We start from the raw sequence: 17,720 nt of genomic DNA on the forward strand, positions 1-17,720 counted from the left end.
GACATTTGAAATCGTTTTCGTATCATTAGAATGGAGGTGAGTACTGTGAAAGATAAACTAATTAGCTAGTTAGAAAATCAAACTGCTTTTTTAGACTTGAATACTCTAAATGAGATTTTTACCGCTCAAAAGTTAGCGGAAGTATTTGGGGCGAAACGAAATACAATTAGCCATTATTTGAACCAATTAAATGATGAGGGGATTTTGGTTAAAATCAATTCTCGTCCGGTATATTATTTCCATAAAACAGCTTTTGAGAATCAATTTTTTAAATTAGATAAAAATTTTTATCAAACAGTACTAGAATTGAAGAAAATGCGTCCCTTACTTGAAAGAAAGCAGGATCTTTTTTCTTTATTAGTGGGCTACGATAAAAGTCTTTCACGTAGTATCGAACAAATTAAAACGGCGTTAAATTATCCTGATAACGGATTACCTGTTTTAATAACTGGAGAAAGTGGAACCGGAAAAAGTTATCTAATTCATTTGATTCATAAATATTGTCTTGAAAACAATATTATTGAAGAAAATGCGCCACTAATAACCTTAAATTACGCTCAATATGCTAACAACCCTGAACTATTAACCAGTAATCTTTTTGGACACACGAAGGGTGCTTTCACAGGAGCTGAGGAAGAAAAGAAAGGGGCATTTGAAGCTGCTGATGGAGGAATTCTTTTCTTGGATGAAGTTCATCGATTGAATGCAGAAGGTCAAGAAAAACTTTTTACCTATTTGGATCAAGGAATTATTTATCGGATGGGGGATACTGGAGATCCAATTCCTATCAAAACTCGTCTTTTTTTTGCTACGACTGAAGAGTTAGCAAGCAATTTTTTAATAACGTTTATTCGACGCATTCCAATTCAAATAGAGTTACCACCTTTAAAAGCTCGAAGTCGTAACGAACGCTTAGAATTGCTATATTCATTTTTGATTAGTGAGCAGCGAAAAATAAAAAAGCAATTACGTGTATCAGGACAAGTATTAACATTATTTGCGAATAGTGATTTTAATGGCAATATTGGTGAATTAAAAAATAATGTTAGGGTAACTGTAGCCAAAGCTTTTTCTGAACAAAAAAAGAAATCTGAACTCAAAATAACAATTTATCATTTAGCAGACAAGCTTTTAGCAAGTAACACCCCGACCCTTCAAGATGTTAAACATAATGAAGTGGTTATTGATGAACATACCTTGGCTAATCAATTAATTGAAAAAAATAAACCGAAGCACCAAAGAATCAACGTCGTATTTGAGCGTATTCTTATGGAATTTTTAAAGGAAAAGCAAGATTTACTGGCCTGTGAAAATAAAGTAAAACAAGAAGTGGATAATTTATTTGATTTATTACTCTTTGAAACAGATCGTCAACAAAAACATGATATGCTAATATACCTTACTCAGTATATTAGAGCAACCCTAAAACAAATGGAAAGTTCTTACCAAGTTAAATTTAATGGGAATAGTATCTACGCGATAAGTTATTATCTTTTTCAAAGAGGAGCAATTGAGTGGTATCCAGAAGATCCTGAAATTCATTCTCTTATAAAAAAAATGGAGTTTCAAGTAGCATCAGCTTATCCCACTAGCTATAATTATGTTCACCGGATCATAGAGCTTTGCAAACCTAAGCTAGATCTAGATGTATCGTTGATAGATAAAATTATTTTAACCATTTATTTAAAACAGGCAGATTGGACTAAAACATTTGGAATTCCCAAAGCAATTATTGTGGCACATGGTTATGCTACTGCCAGTAGTATTGCAAATGTAACGAACCACATTCTTGGGAAAAATATATTTGAATCCTTTGATATGCCTTTGAATGTAACACCTCAGCAGATTGCTGAGGAGATTATTGAATACAGCGAAACAAATGATATTTCTAACGGGTTAGTTATTTTAGTTGATATGGGTTCTTTAAAAGAAATCTATCAATACTTTCCTAAGCAAATGTCAACACCAATTGTCATTATGAATAACGTTACAACACCAATTGCCATTTCTATTGGGGAAAATTTACAAAAAAAACAAAGCTTACAAGCAGTGGTTCAAAAAGCCACGATGGAAGCCTCTCTTGACTGGGAAATTATCTACCCAAATGAAAATAAGGCGAAGGCGATTATTACAACTTGTCTAACAGGAATTGGTATGGCGACTCATATTAGCCACTTATTAGAAAAAAGTTTGCCTAGTGAATGTGAATTGACGATCCTTCCTTATGAATACGCTAATTTATATAACCAAAAAGAAATAGAAACGATATTTTCGATGTATGATATTTTAGGAGTGATTGGTACAGCAAATCCTGAAATTGACGGACTTCCATATTTATCATTAGAAGAACTAATCGCAGGTGATGAAAAACAATCTATCGCCAATTGGCTTACTGGTAGCTTGTCGATAAATGAAAACAAAATTTTTAATACAAATATTATCCGTAACTTTTCATTGGAGAAAGTTATTGATTCGGTAACAATTTTAGATACTGAAAAGGTTATGAGAGAAATTGAGCTTTTTATGCGGAATTTGGAAGTGGAAGCTCAGATTACTATTGGGAATGCACAAAAATTAGCCTTATTCGTTCATGTTAGTTGTTTGATTGAGCGCTTAATTCGTAATATTCCCATTGAGACTTATGTTGGGTATGAAGATCTAGCAAAGTGTCAAAGAAAGCTCTTAAATAATATTAAAAGGGCTTTTAGTGTCATAGAAAATGATTACAGTGTCAAAATTCCTGATTCAGAAATAGCTTATATTTACGATATTCTTTATAGAAAGCCTGATAGAGTCCAAAATGATGAAGAGTTTTAATAAGAGCAAGTTGCGTCCCACTAGTTGTGGCACACAACTTGCTCTTATATTGTTGTAATGAAATGAGGTGAAACTATGGAACAAAAAATTATTTTAGCTTCACATGGAAAATTAGCGTCAGGTATGCTTAGTTCCCTTGAATTAATTTGTGGTAAAAATGAGAAAATATCAGCATTAGATTGCTATCTAACAGAAGAATTTGATTTAAGTCAAGAAGTTATGCAGGTGGTAGAGGACACTAAAAATAATGAAGTGGTTGTTATCACTGATCTATTTGGCGGAAGTGTAAATAATGAATTTTTAGCTTATGTCAATCTCCCCAATTTCTATTTAGTAGCAGGTCTAAACTTACCATTTCTGATAGAATTTACCACTAAACCTTTTTATGGCTCTATCGAAGAAACAATCAAATTAGTGCTAGAGAGTTCAAAAGAAACGATTCAATTTTGTAATGAAACGATACAGACAGAACTGATAGAAGAAGAGTTTTAATTTGAAACAAGATAGGAGGAAAAAAATATGATTTTATTAACCCGAATAGATCATCGTTTATTACATGGTCAAGTAGCCTTTTCATGGACACAAGGACTTGGAGCAGACTGCATTTTAATTGCAAATGATGACGTTCCAACAAACGACATTCGCAAAACAACAATCAAATTGGCAAAACCACAAGGTGTTAAGTTAGTTATCAAAAATATAGAGGATTCTATCAAAGCATTACAAAGTGGAGTCACTGATAAATACAAACTTTTTATTGTCGTTGAGTCAATTTCAGATGCTAGCAGATTGGCAGAAGCTTATCCAGCTATTAAGCAAATTAATTTAGGAGGGATCAAAGCAAAAGAAGGAAGCCGTAGCTTAAGTAAGGCAGTTAATGTTTTACCTGAAGAAGAGGAGTTATTAAAAATATTGGATAAAAAAGGAGTAGAGTTGGAAATTCGTCAAGTTCCTGGAGAAAAGAAAATAAAAGTGACAGAATTAATTTGAAAATTTTAAGATAGCTATAAAAAATAAAAAAGGAAGGTAGTGGAAAAATGGTTATTAAAGCAATATTACTTGGGATTGTAGCTTTCATTGCTCAATCAGAATATGCTTTAGGGACGTCACTTCTATCACGTCCTATTGTGACAGGATTATTTGTTGGTCTAGTTTTAGGTGACATTAAAACAGGCATTATCATGGGAGCCACTCTTGAATTAGCGTTTATAGGGTCATTTTCTGTTGGTGCATCAATCCCACCAGATGTTGTGACAGGAGGAATTTTAGGAACTGCTTTTGCGATTACAGCTGGTGCTGGAACTGAAACAGCGTTATTATTGGGTTTGCCAATCGCCACGTTAACCCTTATTTTGAAAAATATTTATTTAGGTTTAGTTATTCCAATCATGAATCATAAATCGGATGAGTATGCAAAAGAAGGGAATTATAAAGGGGTCGAAAGTATGCATTTGTCAGCAGGAATTGGCTTGTCTCTTATGTTGGGCTTGATTGTTGCGATTTCTTTTATGGTAGGAAGTCAAGCAGTCGGAAATATGCTAGGAATGATTCCAGAATTTGTCCAACATGGCTTAACAGTGGCAACAGGTCTGATACCTGCCTTAGGGTTCGCGATGTTAGCACGATTATTGATTAACAAAAAAGTTGCTCCGTATTTCTTTTTAGGTTTTGCGTTAGCTGCGTATCTCAATATTCCAGTTACTGGAGTTGCTATTTTTGTTGCTATTTTAGCAGTTGTAGTGGTTAATATTATGAATGTTCGGGGAGCCCAAGGAGGGCAACAAAGTATTGGGGAGGTAGTAGAAGATGATGAAGATTTCTAATGAGGATTCAAAAATTACAAAAAAGGACTTAAATAAAGTATTCTGGCGTTCCTTTCAAATGGAATTTTCATGGAATTACGAACGTCAAATGAATATGGCCTATACTTATGCGATGATTCCGATTTTGAAAAAATTATATAAGAGAAAAGATCAAATGGCGGATGCTTTAAAACGTCATCTTGAGTTTTTAATACAACTCCTCACGTCGTGACTCTGATTTTGGGAATCAATGCTGCTATGGAAGAAGAAAATGTTAACGATTCTGAATTTGATACATCGGCTATTGATAATATAAAAACATCTTTAATGGGTCCTTTAGCAGGGATTGGTGATTCTTTTTTTTGGGGTACGTTACGCTTAATTGCCACAGGAGTGGGAACATCATTAGCGATGCAAGGAAATATCTTAGGGCCTGTTCTATTCTTATTAATTTTCAACATTCCGCATATTTTGTTCCGCTATTTTGCTACAGGTTGGGGTTATAAGTTAGGAACTGACTTTTTGAAAAGAATTCAAGTAAACGGTATGATGGAAAGTTTAACTTTAGGTGCTGCTATTATTGGATTAATGGTTGTAGGCGCCATGACCTCTTCGATGATTGAGATTGAATTGCCAGTAAAAATAGGTTCAGGTGAGAATGCGGTAACCTTGCAAAGTATTTTTAATGATATTGTGCCAAATATTTTGAATCTAGGTGTTTTTGGAGCCATCTTCTATTTACTAAAAAAAGAAGTGAATACCCTAATGATTTTACTTGGTTTAGCTGTTGTTGGAATTTTAGGATCATTTGTAGGATTCTTTTAGGAGGAAGTTAATTTTGGTTACGATGCTGGATTATATTAACGAGGAAGAAGCAATACTAAGTAATATTTTAGCAACCTATGAATTGAGAGAGAATGATGAATTAAAACCGATTAGAAACTTATTAATTCTAGCAACTGGCTCTTCTTACAATGCTTGTCTAGCAGCAAAAACGATAATGGAAAAAATAGCAAATCTATCAATCACAATTGAAGAACCTTATTATTTTAATCATTACGGTAAGTTATCTGACTCTATTGACGCGGTTTTAGCTGTTTCACAAAGTGGAAAAAGTTCTTCTACGATTGATGCGATGAAACAAATTAAAGAAAAAAATATATTCACTTTGGCTTTAACAAGTGATTCGAAAAGTCCTATTTCTCAAGCAGTTGAATACGTAATTGCTATCGATATCGGAATCGAAAAAGTTGGCTTTGTAACAAAAGGTTATGTTGCAACCATCTTACAATTAATTTTGTTCAGTATGTCACTTGGGAAAAGCAACGGGGAAGCAACCATAGAAATGACCAATTATTACAAAGACGAGTTGAATAAGGTGATTAAAAAAATTCCAGAGATTATTAAAAAGACGTTACTATTTTTTGAGCAACATGAGAGCGTATTAAAAATAGCGAATCGTTATATTGCAATTGGATATGGACCAAACTGGGGAACAGCAAAAGAATTTGAAACCAAATTTACCGAAACTGTCCGTAAGCCCTCACAAGGATTTGAATTAGAGTCATATATGCATGGGCCATACTTAGAAGCCAATTATGAACATATATTATTCTTTATTGAAACACCTAGCCATAATTTAGAACGTTCTACTAAATTAAGAGATTATATGAAACCTTATGTTGGGGAGACTTTAATTATAACTACTGAAAATAAAGAAGCAGAAAATAGCCTAAGTCTAGCTTTTGAATGTGATGAATTTATTTCTCCATTAGCGTTAGTTATTCCGTTCCAAATTTTGGCCTATAAGATTGCAACAAGCAAAGGGATTGATTTAAATCAGAAAATTTTTGACGATTTTGATCAGGTTTTAAAAAGTAAACGTTATACAGAGGAGGAAATAGTAGGATGCTAAAATTAAATGAGGAACAGCAAATAAATGATATTCAAGGAATCTTAGCTTTACGACCAGACGTTGAAAATATCATTGATGAGGTTTGGCAAAATGGATTTGAGACTATTTTTTATCTAGGCATTGGTGGGACGTATGCTTCAGCGCTTCAGATTGAAGCATATGTCAGAGGGAAAAGCGAATTACCAATTTATGTCCAGCATGCAGCAGAGTATTATACAACTGGCAATAAGCGATTAACAAAAGATTCCTTAGTCATTCTTTCTTCGGTAACCGGTACTACAGAAGAAGTAGTTAAAGCTGTTGATGAAATTAATAAAATCGGTGCCACCTTAATTGGATTCATTGATCAAGCAGATAGTCTTTTAGCAAAAAAATGTGACTATGTCATCACTTACCCAAATCCAGGTACCGAACAAATTAAATTTTTTATGACTGCAGATCGATTGATGTACAAAAACGGAGAATTTGTTGATTATGAAGAATACTATTCTGATTTAGATCAGTATTTACCATATGGTTTAGTAGAAGCTGAAAAACAAGCAGATGATTTTGCTCTAACTTTCGCTGAAAAGCATCGTCATGATACAATGCACTATTTCATTGCTGCAGGAAATCAATGGGGAGCTTGTTACTCTTATGCTATGTGTTACTGGGAGGAGCAAAGTTGGCTTCGCTCAAAATCTATTCATGCGGCAGAGTTTTTACATGGTACCTTAGAGATAGTGGATGAGACAACAGCTGTAACAGTATTTTTAGGAGAAGATGAACAGCGTCCATTAGCTGAACGAGTGAAGAAGTTATTACCACGCATCTGTGGCAACTATACCTTCATTGATACCAGAGATTGTGTCGTTCCTGGGATTAGTCAAAAATATCGTGGTCGAGTTCTTTCTTTCTTATTGATGCACGCTGTAACTCAACGGATTGACGCACATGTAGAGAAACTAAATTGTCATCCACTAGATATTAGACGTTATTATCGTCAGTTTGATTATTAAAATTAGTTTAAGACAAAGACCCCATGGCGAGAAGCTCTGCCATAGGGTCTTTATTTTGTATTCTGAAAATCCTTACTATGCTGGGGGGTCCAGAAGGCATTTAGCGTGAGAGGGTTTGTTTGCTCAATTCTTCAAATAATCCTGTGTCTTTTGAATCTTAGTTGTAAAATATTGAAGCTGTTTTATTTTTTTCTCAATATCTAATCCAATTTTACGAATCAATTCAGAATAGAAATCAATTCTTTGCTTCACGGTGTTTTCACCATGATCATATAATGCTATAAATTCTTGAGCTTCTTTGATACTTAAATCAGTTTCTAAAAGACAAATAACTAAGTTTAATTTTTCCAAGTCCTCTGCGCTATAAATTCTTCTACCACTTTCATCACGATCAGGAACAATCAAATCCATCTTTTCGTAAAATCTAAGCGTATCTACTGAGATATTCGTCTTTTGTGATACCTGACCGATTTTTAATTGAATATCGCTTATGTTAGGAGATTCCAGCATAGATGCCTCCGTCAATGTTGATAGAAGTACCACTCATGAAGTTTGACTTTTCAGAAGCCAAAAATTCAGCGGCATTCGCAACATCTAAGGCCAGAGTTATGCGATTAAATCCACTAAGTGCACGCATTTCCTTATCGATTGTTTCTATGCTCTTCTCGGGGTAACGTTTTTCTAGTTCATTTAAAGTCTTAGACCAAAGTTCTGTGTCTGCTGCTCCTGAATTAATAGCGTTCACATTGATTCCAATTCGGGAAAGATCGTCTGCGATTGCTTTTGTGAAAGATAAAAGTGCTGCGTTTGTCATACTTCCAACAATAAAATCGGCAGAAGGTTGCTTACCAAATGTTCCAATAACATTGATGATTTTTCCGTGCTCGCTTTTTTTGATTAGTTCTAAAAATTCTCGACACATTCGCACATAGCCTAATTGTTTTAGCGTTATATTAGTTATCCATTGTTCATCACTTATATCTGTAAAGTCTCCAACAGGACCACCACCAGCTGTATTGATTAAAACATCAACTTTTCCATTAGCCTCTTCAATGTCTTTAACTATAGACCTTATGCTCGCTGTATTTGTCACATCACAAATATAGTAATCAAGGGCAGAGTTTCCTTGTTTTAAGGTTGCCAGTTTCGATTTATTGATATCAAGTAGAATGACATGATCTTTCAATTCTAGAAATTGTCTTGCAATCTCACTTCCAATTCCGCCAGCTCCACCACTTATGACTACAGTTCTCATATTTCTCCTCCTTTTTTATAAAACTAGTTCAAAAAGTTTATTCATATCAGGATTTTTTCTGGCCATCATTTCAGGATGCCATTGAACACCGAATATTCTCATGTCCTGATGTTTAGATTCAAATGCTTCAATGACAAAATCTTCACTAATTGCAGATGGCTTAAGTTTATTTGCTAATAAATCTATGCCCTGATGATGAATCGAATTAACCTCGCAACTTTCACCAAGGTACTTAAAAAAAATTGATTTCGGATCAATTTGAATTCGATGAATAGGCATGGCATTATTAATATCTTCTGGTTGTTCATGAGTGATAGAAGCCCCAGATAAAGATAGGTCTTGATAAAGAGTACCACCAAGTGCCACGTTAATTAACTGACTTCCTCGACAAATTCCTAAAATTGATTTTTCTCTTGAAATAGCTTTCTGAATCAATTCGATTTCGAATAAATCCCTATCTATCTGTGGGCTTCTAGTAACGTTTGCAATTTCTTGGCCATAAAGATAGGGCGTTACATCTTGTCCCCCAGTAAAAATGAATCCGTCGAAAGAATCAACATAGTCATCAATATTTTCAGTGTTTCCATACGGGATGATGAAAGGGATAGCACCACATTTTTTTACGGAATTTACATAGCCGTCCATAACATAAAAAAGATTCTCGTTTCTAAAAAGAGTTGTTTCATTTGAAAAATAATTAGAGGTGATACCTATTCTTTTTTTCACTATTCGGTTACCTCCTAAAATTTAAACTATTGGAGTGTGAATTAGAACTTTTTTTACATCTGTAAAGACTTTGGCAATATTTTCTTGAATAAAGAGACTATTTGACTCATTGATTTCGGGTAGTTCTAAATTCACAATCACTTTTGGAGTACTTTCAGGGAAATTTCTCCAAGAGTTTTTTGTTCCTGCAATAATCATCAAGTCAGCCTTACTAAGTATATTTGATCCATCGCGAATATTATCTTGGTAAGTGCCGAGATTTCTTAGAACAAAATCAGGTAGAATCACATGCCCACATAAGTCGCATAAAGGAATATCATTTTGTTGAGCAATATCCCAATCAAAAGACTTGTTGCAAAGGGAACAGTGATTCATCCTCATGTTTCCCCAGTATTCATGGACACTCTTGCTGCCGGCTTTTTGGTGTAGAAAGTCAATATTCATGGTAGCGATACCTAGTAACTTTTTCTGTTTCTCTAAATCTGAAAGAAAAAGATGGCAAGCATTTGGTTCTGCATTTGGGTGAAAGAATGTCTTTCTATACAGCAGGTAAAAGAGTTTAGGGTTTTTTTTAGCAAATGTTGAGTTTAACATTCCGAAAATTCCACCACTGAAGTCTTTTTCTTCTCCCAAAATAAACGACATTCCAGCTAAATCAGGGATACCACTATCCGTAGAAATTCCAGCTCCTGTAAATGCAGCTATTTTTGTGTTATTGCGAACTAACTGTGCAAATGTTTGGATTTTTTCATAATAGTGAATGGCGCTATCCTCCTAAATAGATTAGGCTTCTTTTCTTCGGCTGAAAACTTCTTTTGCTACAAATATTGCATTCAGCACGCGCGGAAAACCAACATAGGGACTGCATTGAATAAAAGCTTCAACAATTTCCTGTTTCGTGACCCCAACGTTTAATGCTGCATTGATATGAACATCTAATTGTTTTTCTAAGCCACCGAGCGTGAGTAGTGAGGTAATAGTGATAATTTCTCGCTGCTTCCAGTCTAGTACATCCCTTTGGTAAATATCCGCAAAAGTAAATTCTAAGATAAATTTGCCTAAATCTGGTGCAATGTCTTGTAAGGATTCGATGACCTTTTTTCCGTCTTCACCATCGATATTTAATAGAATATCAAAGCCGATTTGCTCTCTTGTTTTGTTTTCTGAATTCTCCATTAATATCATCCTTTTGGAATTACAATATTTTTTGTATTTGTTTAGCGTAATGAATCAATGATTTTGCATTTTTAGTATTCAAAAACTGAATATTCAAATTCCCTTCGAATCTTACTCGATCTAAAGCATCACAATCATCAAAAAGCATTGTCAGCCTTTTAAAATTATTGTTTGTTAAGAGAGAATGGGATTTCCCATAAATTATTTTTTGGCGTTGATTCAACGAATGAATACTGATGATATGTTGCAATAACTTAATATCTTTCAAACTGAGAGGAGAAGAGAGTTCCAAAACCTTGTAAAGAATATGATTTAACCTTGCTGTGATGCTGTTATAATCTTCTTCTGAGGAGCTAAGAGCTTTTGCAAATCTTGAGTAGCTTTTCTCGCCGTGAAATTGATCATTCAGGTTTTGCCAAGTCCGTCCTACATCATGAAATAGTCCAGCAATTACTAATATTAAAGTTTGATTAAGAGGCAATTGGTCTATTGTGGCAACTATCATACATAACCATGCAACTCTGATTCCATGAGAATTTCCATGGGCAATCACTGAATCTTTAAATAATCCAAAGTTATCCATTTCGTTGAAATAATTGATTAAGGAAAAAAAAGACTCCTCCTTGAAATGCAATACTGTAAGCTTTTTAACGTCATTAATCTGGTATTGAGGAAAGGCGAACACTCGATGATCGTTATTTCTTTCGAACAAAGTATCACCAGTTCCGTGAACAAGATCGTTCAGTATCTGAAACTGATCTGTTGTCCAATCGTCTTGGCTAGGTAAATGCTTATTCACACTGTAATAAGTTGTCATTCGTTATCTCCAGTTGAATCCAAAACTTGTTTTTGATTTCTCTTTGATTGCCCAGCGTAAGGTAATAGTGTGTCGGATAATTCAAATGTAAATGTTTCCCGGTTTACGTGCCCAACGGACAAGTCGCTATCATATAGACTCAGTAGAAATTGTGCCATCTGTTGACTCGTATGATACATTCCAAAGGATTGGTCATAATCATAGGTATCAAGATTATTTGCCACTTGTCCAAATTCTGTTTTTGTTGCGGCTGGTGCTAATACTTTTGCTCTCATTTCAGATTTAGATTGAATTAATTCTTGAGCTAATCCTTCCGTAAAAGCACTAACATAAAACTTTGTTGCACAATAGACTACCGCATTTGGAACGATTGTATAGCCACCTGCTGATGACATGTTGATTAATTGAGTACCTGCTACGTGTCTATATTTTTTTACAAACAAGGTGGAAAGCAAAGTTAATGTTTCAACATTCAACTGAACGATTTTTTCAACTTTTTCAATGTTATTGTTTTCTAAATCGCCATACATTCCAAAACCAGCATTATTAATCCAGGTTTCAAGTTCATATGGCTCCAAGTCATTAAAAAGTTGATTTACATTTTCTCTAATAGAGAGGTCAGTTGGAAAAATGAGTACATTAACATTGCTGTTAAGACTAAAAATTTCTTTTTTTAGCTGATTCAGTTTGTTTTCACGTCGAGCGATAAGAATCAAGTTTTTATCTCTTTCTGCGAAAGCTTTTGCTGTCTCGTAGCCAATCCCAGAGCTGGCTCCGGTTACAACGGTATATTTTCTGTTTGTCATTGTTTTCACCTCCTTAAGGGGTATGACTATGAATTTACATGCTGGACTATACTCAATGTCAAGCAACTATATTAAATAATTAAAAAAGGTAAAAGAAATTGTCGAACGATTTCTTTTACCTTTTTAATTTTGATGTTCGTATAAACGTAAATTTCAACAGTTTTTTCTATTGTACTTTAAGCATCTTTTTGTAATACCATACCTGTTTCATCTGATTGTCAAATTGAAAAATAAAGAAACAGCCAATTGGCTTTCAACTGTTTTTCAGCTGAAAGTCAATTACAGCATGGAATGTACGCTAAATAGCCCAAATAGATCATTGGCATTTTTATCAGAATGTTTGTAGTCACACATAGACACATTGCCTTATTTACCTTTGGAGTAGTCGTACTTTGTCTTATTTTCAAGAAACACTTTAGTGATTTAGTTCATACAGACTTTGGTAGCAGCCATATCCTTCTAGAGGACAGGTTGTTCTTTTAATTTGAATAGTACCAGAAATAATGACCTGTGTTTGACTCAAAGCATTCTGCAACAGAAAATAGCTTTCTTAAATTTAAGGACAATTTTAAATCGGAGTTTAAAATGCTAGTGAAGCAGAACGTGTTATTTTAGAGACTCGAATTCTAAGAGAGGAGGATTGTTTTTTTGTTTTCTTACTATTAAACCTAAAAACAATAGATAGTATACATTTTCGTCGATAATTTTACTCTCTAAGTTCATTATATTTCTTCTGATCATTTCATTTTTCTAACCAATCATAAAGTAAATCTAATCTTTGTTGAATAGTATGGTCACTCTAATAGAGCAGGGGACAAAACTAAAATTCAGATTTGTTTCATCCTCTAAATCCTAATAAACGGTGTTCAAAAGTCTGATTCTTCGGAATTTTACCGAAAATTACTCAATACATAAAGCGTATTGTGCGTTTTTCGGTCCAATGTCTCGCCCAAAAACGACTTCTATTTCAACCTCGTCTTTTAGTATCGGTCCAATCAATTTCAATTTTATGATAAATGTATTCTAGGTGATATCATGCTCAGAAAAAAACGCTGATTAATGTCTACTCGTTCGGGTGTAATCGAACCTTGTTTTTAATAGTACCTTAGTAAGTCAATTGAAAACCCTGAAAAGACAGAAAATTTACCAACAGAGCGAATCATTAAAAATTCTTCCTTGACATTGAGTGTAGTCCAGCATTTATCATATTTATTATAAGGAAAAAACAATTTTAGGAAAAGCTGTCAAAGTCATTCTATAATTCATCAATTGTTTATTCTTGTATCTTATACTTTTTGCCAAAAAGAAGCATAACGAATGATTTATTATTAATAGCTGTTTTTACTAATATTTAGGTATTTTTGAGGAGGAAACTATTTGAAAAAAGATACAAAAGTTTTACATAGTTACGAAATGAAGGACAAATTGACTGGAGCTGCATCGATACCGAAGTATCAAGTTTCAACCTTTCATCAAGAAAACATTCTCGCAAATCAGGAATTTGTTTATTCTCGTTTTGGGAACCCAACAATTTCGTCAGTAGAGAAAGCGGTCGCGAGTTTAGAAAACGGAAAATATGGTATTGCTTTTTCATCAGGTGTGGCAGCAATCAGTAGTGTTTTGCTGTTGCTCTCATCGGGAGACCACATCATTATGTGTAATGACATTTATGGAGGGACTTATGCCATTGTGAAAGATATTCTGGAAAAGTTCTCAATAGAAGTATCATTTGTTGATGAAGAAGACAGTAGTGCGTGGGAAAAAGAAATTAGAGAAAATACTAAGATGATTTATATTGAAACACCATCTAATCCATTGTTGAAAATAACTGACATTAAGAGGGTATGTGAGATTGCTAAGCAAAACGAATTGATTTCAATTTGCGACAACACATTTATGACGCCTTATTTTCAGAATCCCCTTGATTTAGGGGTAGATGTGGTTATTCATAGTGCAACTAAATTTTTGAATGGACACAGTGATGTTGTTGCGGGTTTAGTGGTGACAAATAATCGGGCGTTACAAGAAAGAATTAAATCTCAACAAGTCAATTTAGGTGGGATTCTTGGCGTAGAAGATGGCTGGCTATTGATGCGTGGCTTGAAAACCTTAGCGGTTAGAATAGAAAAATCAGAACTAAATGCAAAAAAAATAGCTAAATATTTAGCAAACCATCCTAAAATCCCTAAGGTTCACCATCCGTCCTTAAAATCACATATTGGTCGAGAGGTTCAATTGAATCAAGCTAGTGGATTTGGTAGTGTTTTATCCTTTGAGTTAAAAAATCAAGAACAAGTTTTACAACTATTTAATGCGATCAACTATCCACTTGTTGCGGTCAGTTTAGGTGGAGTCGAGTCTATACTTTCTTATCCTTGGTCAATGTCTCACGGCGGAATGCCTTCATCAGAAAAGCAAAATAGAGGTATTACAAAAGGATTAATTCGATTATCTGTAGGAATCGAAAATGCTCAAGATTTGATTCAAGACTTAGATCAAGCACTAAAAACTATTTAAGAAGAGAGGGGAGAATAATGGGAAAAAAATATATGGTGAGGTCTCCACCAAAATGAAATGTTGGGATGTCCCTTTGAAAAAGAAAGAAGTGAAAAAATGAAAACAGTAGTAGGAACAGAAAAAGTAAATACAAATGAAAAGTATTCATTGATCTATGTAGAGGACCCTGAAAAAGAAAGCAATTTATCATATGGTGAAATTGGATTTGGTTCAATTAGAGAATTAGAACTATTGAAATTAATGTTGGGTGAGAATGTTTCAGATGTGACAATCCAAGGACTTGAAACAAGGGAATTGTTATCTACAAATGAATATAAATGGAATTATCGAAATCCCACAGAAGCTTTTAATATTGCACGAAAAATATCAATGCCTAATTTTGTTTCTGAACAACTAATTATTACAGACCAACGTATTGATAAAAAATTGGTCCATAAAGAGAAGCAAGAAAATGTTTTACTTTCTGTGCCAATCAACCACGGAAATGTTTGGTACTTCAAAGGTTTTTCTGAAATTGCAGAACTAAACAGTGATCACCCTTCTGATCACGTTGATGGAATCAAACTTTTTGAAGCGTTGAGACAAGCTACCTTAGCTTCTTTTCATTTGAATGGGATGAATCATGAAGGAGTTGTTGCTTTAACAAATTTCAGAATTGACTATATTAATTACGTTGAACTTGATCAACCATACATTATTCAAACAATTCCAGTTTGTGAACCAGATGGTGGTGCAATGTATTGTGTATTCAATATTATCCAAAACGAAAAAGTTGTAACTTCGGGTTTTCTAGGAGCATATACATTTCGTTCAAAAGAAATCTATGAAGAAAAGAGAAAAAAATGAATACTCAAACAAGATTTAAATTATTGGCATTAGATATGGATGGTACAACACTAAATAGTAATCATACGTTGAGCGAAAAGACAATTGAGTCAATTAATTCATTTGCTAAACAAGGAGTAAAAGTGGTTTTTGCGACAGGTCGTATGCCAAGTGCTGTTGAAGAACATCTAACGCGTGTTGACACAGATGGGTTAGTCGTTACTCATAATGGGGCTTTAGTTAAAAATATGAAAACAGACAAAGTTCTTTTAAAAAAAACAATCAGAGAAGAAGTTATTAAAGCAGCAATCGATTTCTCACGCAAAAGTCAAACGCAGCTACATCTTAATTTAGAAAATAGGACAGTGATAGAAAATGAGAGTTCCAAAAGTAATCAGTACGCAGAAGAACTTCGAATCAGTTTAGATTTAACTGAAAATTTTAATCGAATTTCGGAGCGCCCCGTCTCTTTGTTGTTAATAAACAGAAAGACAGTATTAGAAGAGTTTTTAGAATCATGTCAAAATTCTGAATACCTCAAATTTGATTATGTCTTGATTCCATGGTCAAACGAGGAATGGATGCTGCAATTATTGCCGGAGAACACGTCTAAAGGACAAGCTGTAATTGACCTTTCAGAACAATTAAATATTGATCCTAAAGAAGAAGTCATTAGTTTTGGTGATAGCTACAATGATTTGGAAATGATAGCTGGAACATTTTTGGGTGTAGCTATGGACAATGCGTGTGATGAGTTAAAAAAAGTAGCTAATTACGTTACTAAAAGTAATGATTCTGACGGTGTTGCATATGTCTTAGATAAATTAATGTTGAATGAAACAAATTTTGTTTCAAATATATGTTGAATGGAGAATAATCATGCCTTTTTACTCAGTGAAAACATCCATTCCGTTGGATGAGAATACTAAAAAATCGATTGTAATTAATTTGACAAAAATTACGACCAATTTATTGACAATCGTTGCACCTGATAAAATTCAAGTAATTCTCCAAACTCTTGATCGCAACAATTTAGCACGTGGGGGAGTTGTACTCTCAGATCAATATTTTAGTACAAAAAGTCGTTTTTACAATAGTAACTATAATGAAAGTTATTTTGAGGGAACAAACATGCACGAAAATTTATTGACAGTCGAATTAGATCTATGGGAAGGCTTTAGTGATAAGCAAAAAGGGCTATTAGGTGAAAAAATCTCAAGCTATTTCAAAGAAATATTTTGTATTTCTGGTGATAACTGCCTAATTCTTATTCGAGATATGAAACCTGTGAATTGGATTCAAAATGGAATAGCTGGGGATCATTTAGAATTCTTAAACGAGAGTCGAAAATTTTAAAAATTGTACCTATAAGTTGTGGAGCGTCAGAAAAAACTAAATTGCAAGTTAAAAGGAGAAGATATCATGAAACTATTAAAAGAAAAAGCACCTTATTTAGTCGTAACAGAATTTGAATTTTTATCAGGACAAGATCAAGCAATCATTAATGCTTGGCAATCAAGTAATGCAAAAGCATTGTTGGGTGAGTCTGTTTTATATCGAGCTTTAAAGAAGGATACGTTGGTTCTTTTATATAAAATTAATTCGTTCAATCAGCTTCAAAACTATATTGAAAGTGAAGAATTCACACAATTTGTCGATAGTATTTCTAATAAATTAGGAAGTGACCTTCATCAAGAAGTAGTAGCGCTCGTCACTCAGGTAACGTCACGAGAAAATTTATTACCAACTAAAAAATATATGCAATTACGTCACATCGAAGTTCCTCTTTTTGGAGTAGAAGAGTATTTGGATTGGAGAGAAGATACAATTTTCAAGTATGTAAAACAAAATGAAAAAGTTACGTCATTTGTTGCTTTTCACAGTCTGTTCTCATCAACGCCAGGAGTTCTCTTTGTCACTGAGTTTGTAGGTGATCCAGATGAATATAGAGAAAGCTTCTTGACTCCTAGATATCAGGAAATTATTAAGGAAGCTGGACATAATCACATCAAGGGCGGTTTAAATACTTTCGAATATGAAAAAGTAAATTAAAAAATTAGGCGTTA

At 33.9% G+C, this 17,720-nt stretch carries 18 protein-coding genes and 1 pseudogene; 12 read left to right on the top strand and 7 right to left on the bottom strand.

Translation table 11 applies throughout. The features are described from left to right. The first annotated feature begins 96 nt into the window (after positions 1-96). The 7 genes and pseudogenes from BCR26_RS16180 (at position 97) to BCR26_RS16210 (ending at position 7,532) form a co-directional block, all read left to right on the top strand. Positions 97-2,817: a sigma 54-interacting transcriptional regulator gene (locus BCR26_RS16180; protein WP_245341825.1), complete on the top strand. Its 2,721-nt coding sequence runs from the start codon at positions 97-99 to the stop codon at positions 2,815-2,817. 75 nt (positions 2,818-2,892) lie between these two features. Continuing rightward, on the top strand, positions 2,893-3,309 hold the full coding sequence (locus tag BCR26_RS16185; RefSeq protein ID WP_069699990.1) for a PTS sugar transporter subunit IIA: 417 nt from the start codon (positions 2,893-2,895) through the stop codon (positions 3,307-3,309). Positions 3,310-3,336: 27 nt separating this feature from the next. After that, positions 3,337-3,807: a PTS sugar transporter subunit IIB gene (locus BCR26_RS16190; protein WP_069699991.1), complete on the top strand. Its 471-nt coding sequence runs from the start codon at positions 3,337-3,339 to the stop codon at positions 3,805-3,807. Between the two features lie 47 nt (positions 3,808-3,854). Continuing rightward, positions 3,855-4,640 carry a PTS mannose/fructose/sorbose/N-acetylgalactosamine transporter subunit IIC gene (locus tag BCR26_RS16195; protein WP_069699992.1) on the top strand — a complete coding sequence of 262 codons (786 nt, stop codon included), beginning with the start codon at positions 3,855-3,857 and terminating at the stop codon, positions 4,638-4,640. Continuing rightward, a pseudogene (locus BCR26_RS16200) lies at positions 4,624-5,444 on the top strand (PTS system mannose/fructose/sorbose family transporter subunit IID). Before BCR26_RS16195 ends, BCR26_RS16200 begins: the two are co-directional and overlap by 17 nt. 13 nt (positions 5,445-5,457) lie before the next feature. Continuing rightward, complete coding sequence (locus BCR26_RS16205; protein ID WP_069699993.1) at positions 5,458-6,534, top strand: SIS domain-containing protein; 1,077 nt, start codon at positions 5,458-5,460, stop codon at positions 6,532-6,534. Continuing rightward, positions 6,528-7,532 carry an SIS domain-containing protein gene (locus tag BCR26_RS16210; RefSeq protein WP_069699994.1) on the top strand — a complete coding sequence of 335 codons (1,005 nt, stop codon included), beginning with the start codon at positions 6,528-6,530 and terminating at the stop codon, positions 7,530-7,532. The genes BCR26_RS16205 and BCR26_RS16210 overlap by 7 nt, the downstream gene beginning before the upstream one ends. 123 nt (positions 7,533-7,655) lie before the next feature. Here BCR26_RS16210 and BCR26_RS16215 read toward each other — a convergent pair whose 3' ends face one another. Genes BCR26_RS16215 through BCR26_RS16245 form a run of 7 tightly spaced genes read right to left on the bottom strand, consistent with a single transcriptional unit; the run spans position 7,656 to position 12,312 of the window. Continuing rightward, complete coding sequence (locus BCR26_RS16215; RefSeq protein ID WP_069699995.1) at positions 7,656-8,042, bottom strand: MerR family transcriptional regulator; 387 nt, start codon at positions 8,040-8,042, stop codon at positions 7,656-7,658. Further along, entirely contained in the window at positions 8,026-8,787 is a 762-nt protein-coding gene (locus tag BCR26_RS16220; protein WP_069699996.1) for an SDR family NAD(P)-dependent oxidoreductase, read from the bottom strand. Before BCR26_RS16220 ends, BCR26_RS16215 begins: the two co-directional genes overlap by 17 nt. A 15-nt stretch (positions 8,788-8,802) precedes the next feature. Beyond that, complete coding sequence (locus BCR26_RS16225; RefSeq protein WP_069699997.1) at positions 8,803-9,513, bottom strand: gamma-glutamyl-gamma-aminobutyrate hydrolase family protein; 711 nt, start codon at positions 9,511-9,513, stop codon at positions 8,803-8,805. Between the two features lie 21 nt (positions 9,514-9,534). Next, the gene (locus BCR26_RS16230; RefSeq protein WP_069699998.1) at positions 9,535-10,275 is read right to left on the bottom strand and encodes an SIR2 family NAD-dependent protein deacylase; all 741 of its coding nucleotides are present in this window, start codon (positions 10,273-10,275) and stop codon (positions 9,535-9,537) included. Between the two features lie 21 nt (positions 10,276-10,296). Next, positions 10,297-10,689, bottom strand: a complete 393-nt coding sequence (locus BCR26_RS16235) for a carboxymuconolactone decarboxylase family protein (protein WP_069699999.1) — start codon at positions 10,687-10,689, stop codon at positions 10,297-10,299. Between the two features lie 19 nt (positions 10,690-10,708). After that, on the bottom strand, positions 10,709-11,506 hold the full coding sequence (locus tag BCR26_RS16240) for an HD domain-containing protein (protein ID WP_069700000.1): 798 nt from the start codon (positions 11,504-11,506) through the stop codon (positions 10,709-10,711). Further along, positions 11,503-12,312 (bottom strand): SDR family NAD(P)-dependent oxidoreductase, encoded by an 810-nt coding sequence (locus BCR26_RS16245; RefSeq protein WP_069700001.1) that lies wholly within the window; start codon positions 12,310-12,312, stop codon positions 11,503-11,505. The genes BCR26_RS16240 and BCR26_RS16245 overlap by 4 nt, the downstream gene beginning before the upstream one ends. Positions 12,313-13,689: 1,377 nt before the next feature. Between BCR26_RS16245 and BCR26_RS16250 the strand changes: the two genes are divergently transcribed. The 5 genes from BCR26_RS16250 to BCR26_RS16270 all read left to right on the top strand — a co-directional run bounded on the left by BCR26_RS16250 (position 13,690) and on the right by BCR26_RS16270 (position 17,706). Further along, complete coding sequence (locus tag BCR26_RS16250) at positions 13,690-14,829, top strand: trans-sulfuration enzyme family protein (protein ID WP_069700002.1); 1,140 nt, start codon at positions 13,690-13,692, stop codon at positions 14,827-14,829. A 96-nt stretch (positions 14,830-14,925) separates the two neighbouring features. Further along, a complete protein-coding gene (locus BCR26_RS16255; protein WP_169818906.1) occupies positions 14,926-15,675 on the top strand; it encodes an AfsA-related hotdog domain-containing protein in 750 nt (249 codons plus the stop codon). Next, entirely contained in the window at positions 15,672-16,520 is an 849-nt protein-coding gene (locus BCR26_RS16260; RefSeq protein ID WP_069700004.1) for a Cof-type HAD-IIB family hydrolase, read from the top strand. Before BCR26_RS16255 ends, BCR26_RS16260 begins: the two co-directional genes overlap by 4 nt. 13 nt (positions 16,521-16,533) lie before the next feature. Further along, positions 16,534-17,010: a tautomerase family protein gene (locus BCR26_RS16265; RefSeq protein ID WP_069700005.1), complete on the top strand. Its 477-nt coding sequence runs from the start codon at positions 16,534-16,536 to the stop codon at positions 17,008-17,010. Between the two features lie 66 nt (positions 17,011-17,076). Beyond that, on the top strand, positions 17,077-17,706 hold the full coding sequence (locus BCR26_RS16270) for a hypothetical protein (protein ID WP_069700006.1): 630 nt from the start codon (positions 17,077-17,079) through the stop codon (positions 17,704-17,706). The last annotated feature ends 14 nt before the right edge of the window (positions 17,707-17,720 follow it).

This window comes from Enterococcus rivorum (assembly GCF_001742285.1).
GTDB classification, from domain to species: domain Bacteria; phylum Bacillota; class Bacilli; order Lactobacillales; family Enterococcaceae; genus Enterococcus_L; species Enterococcus_L rivorum.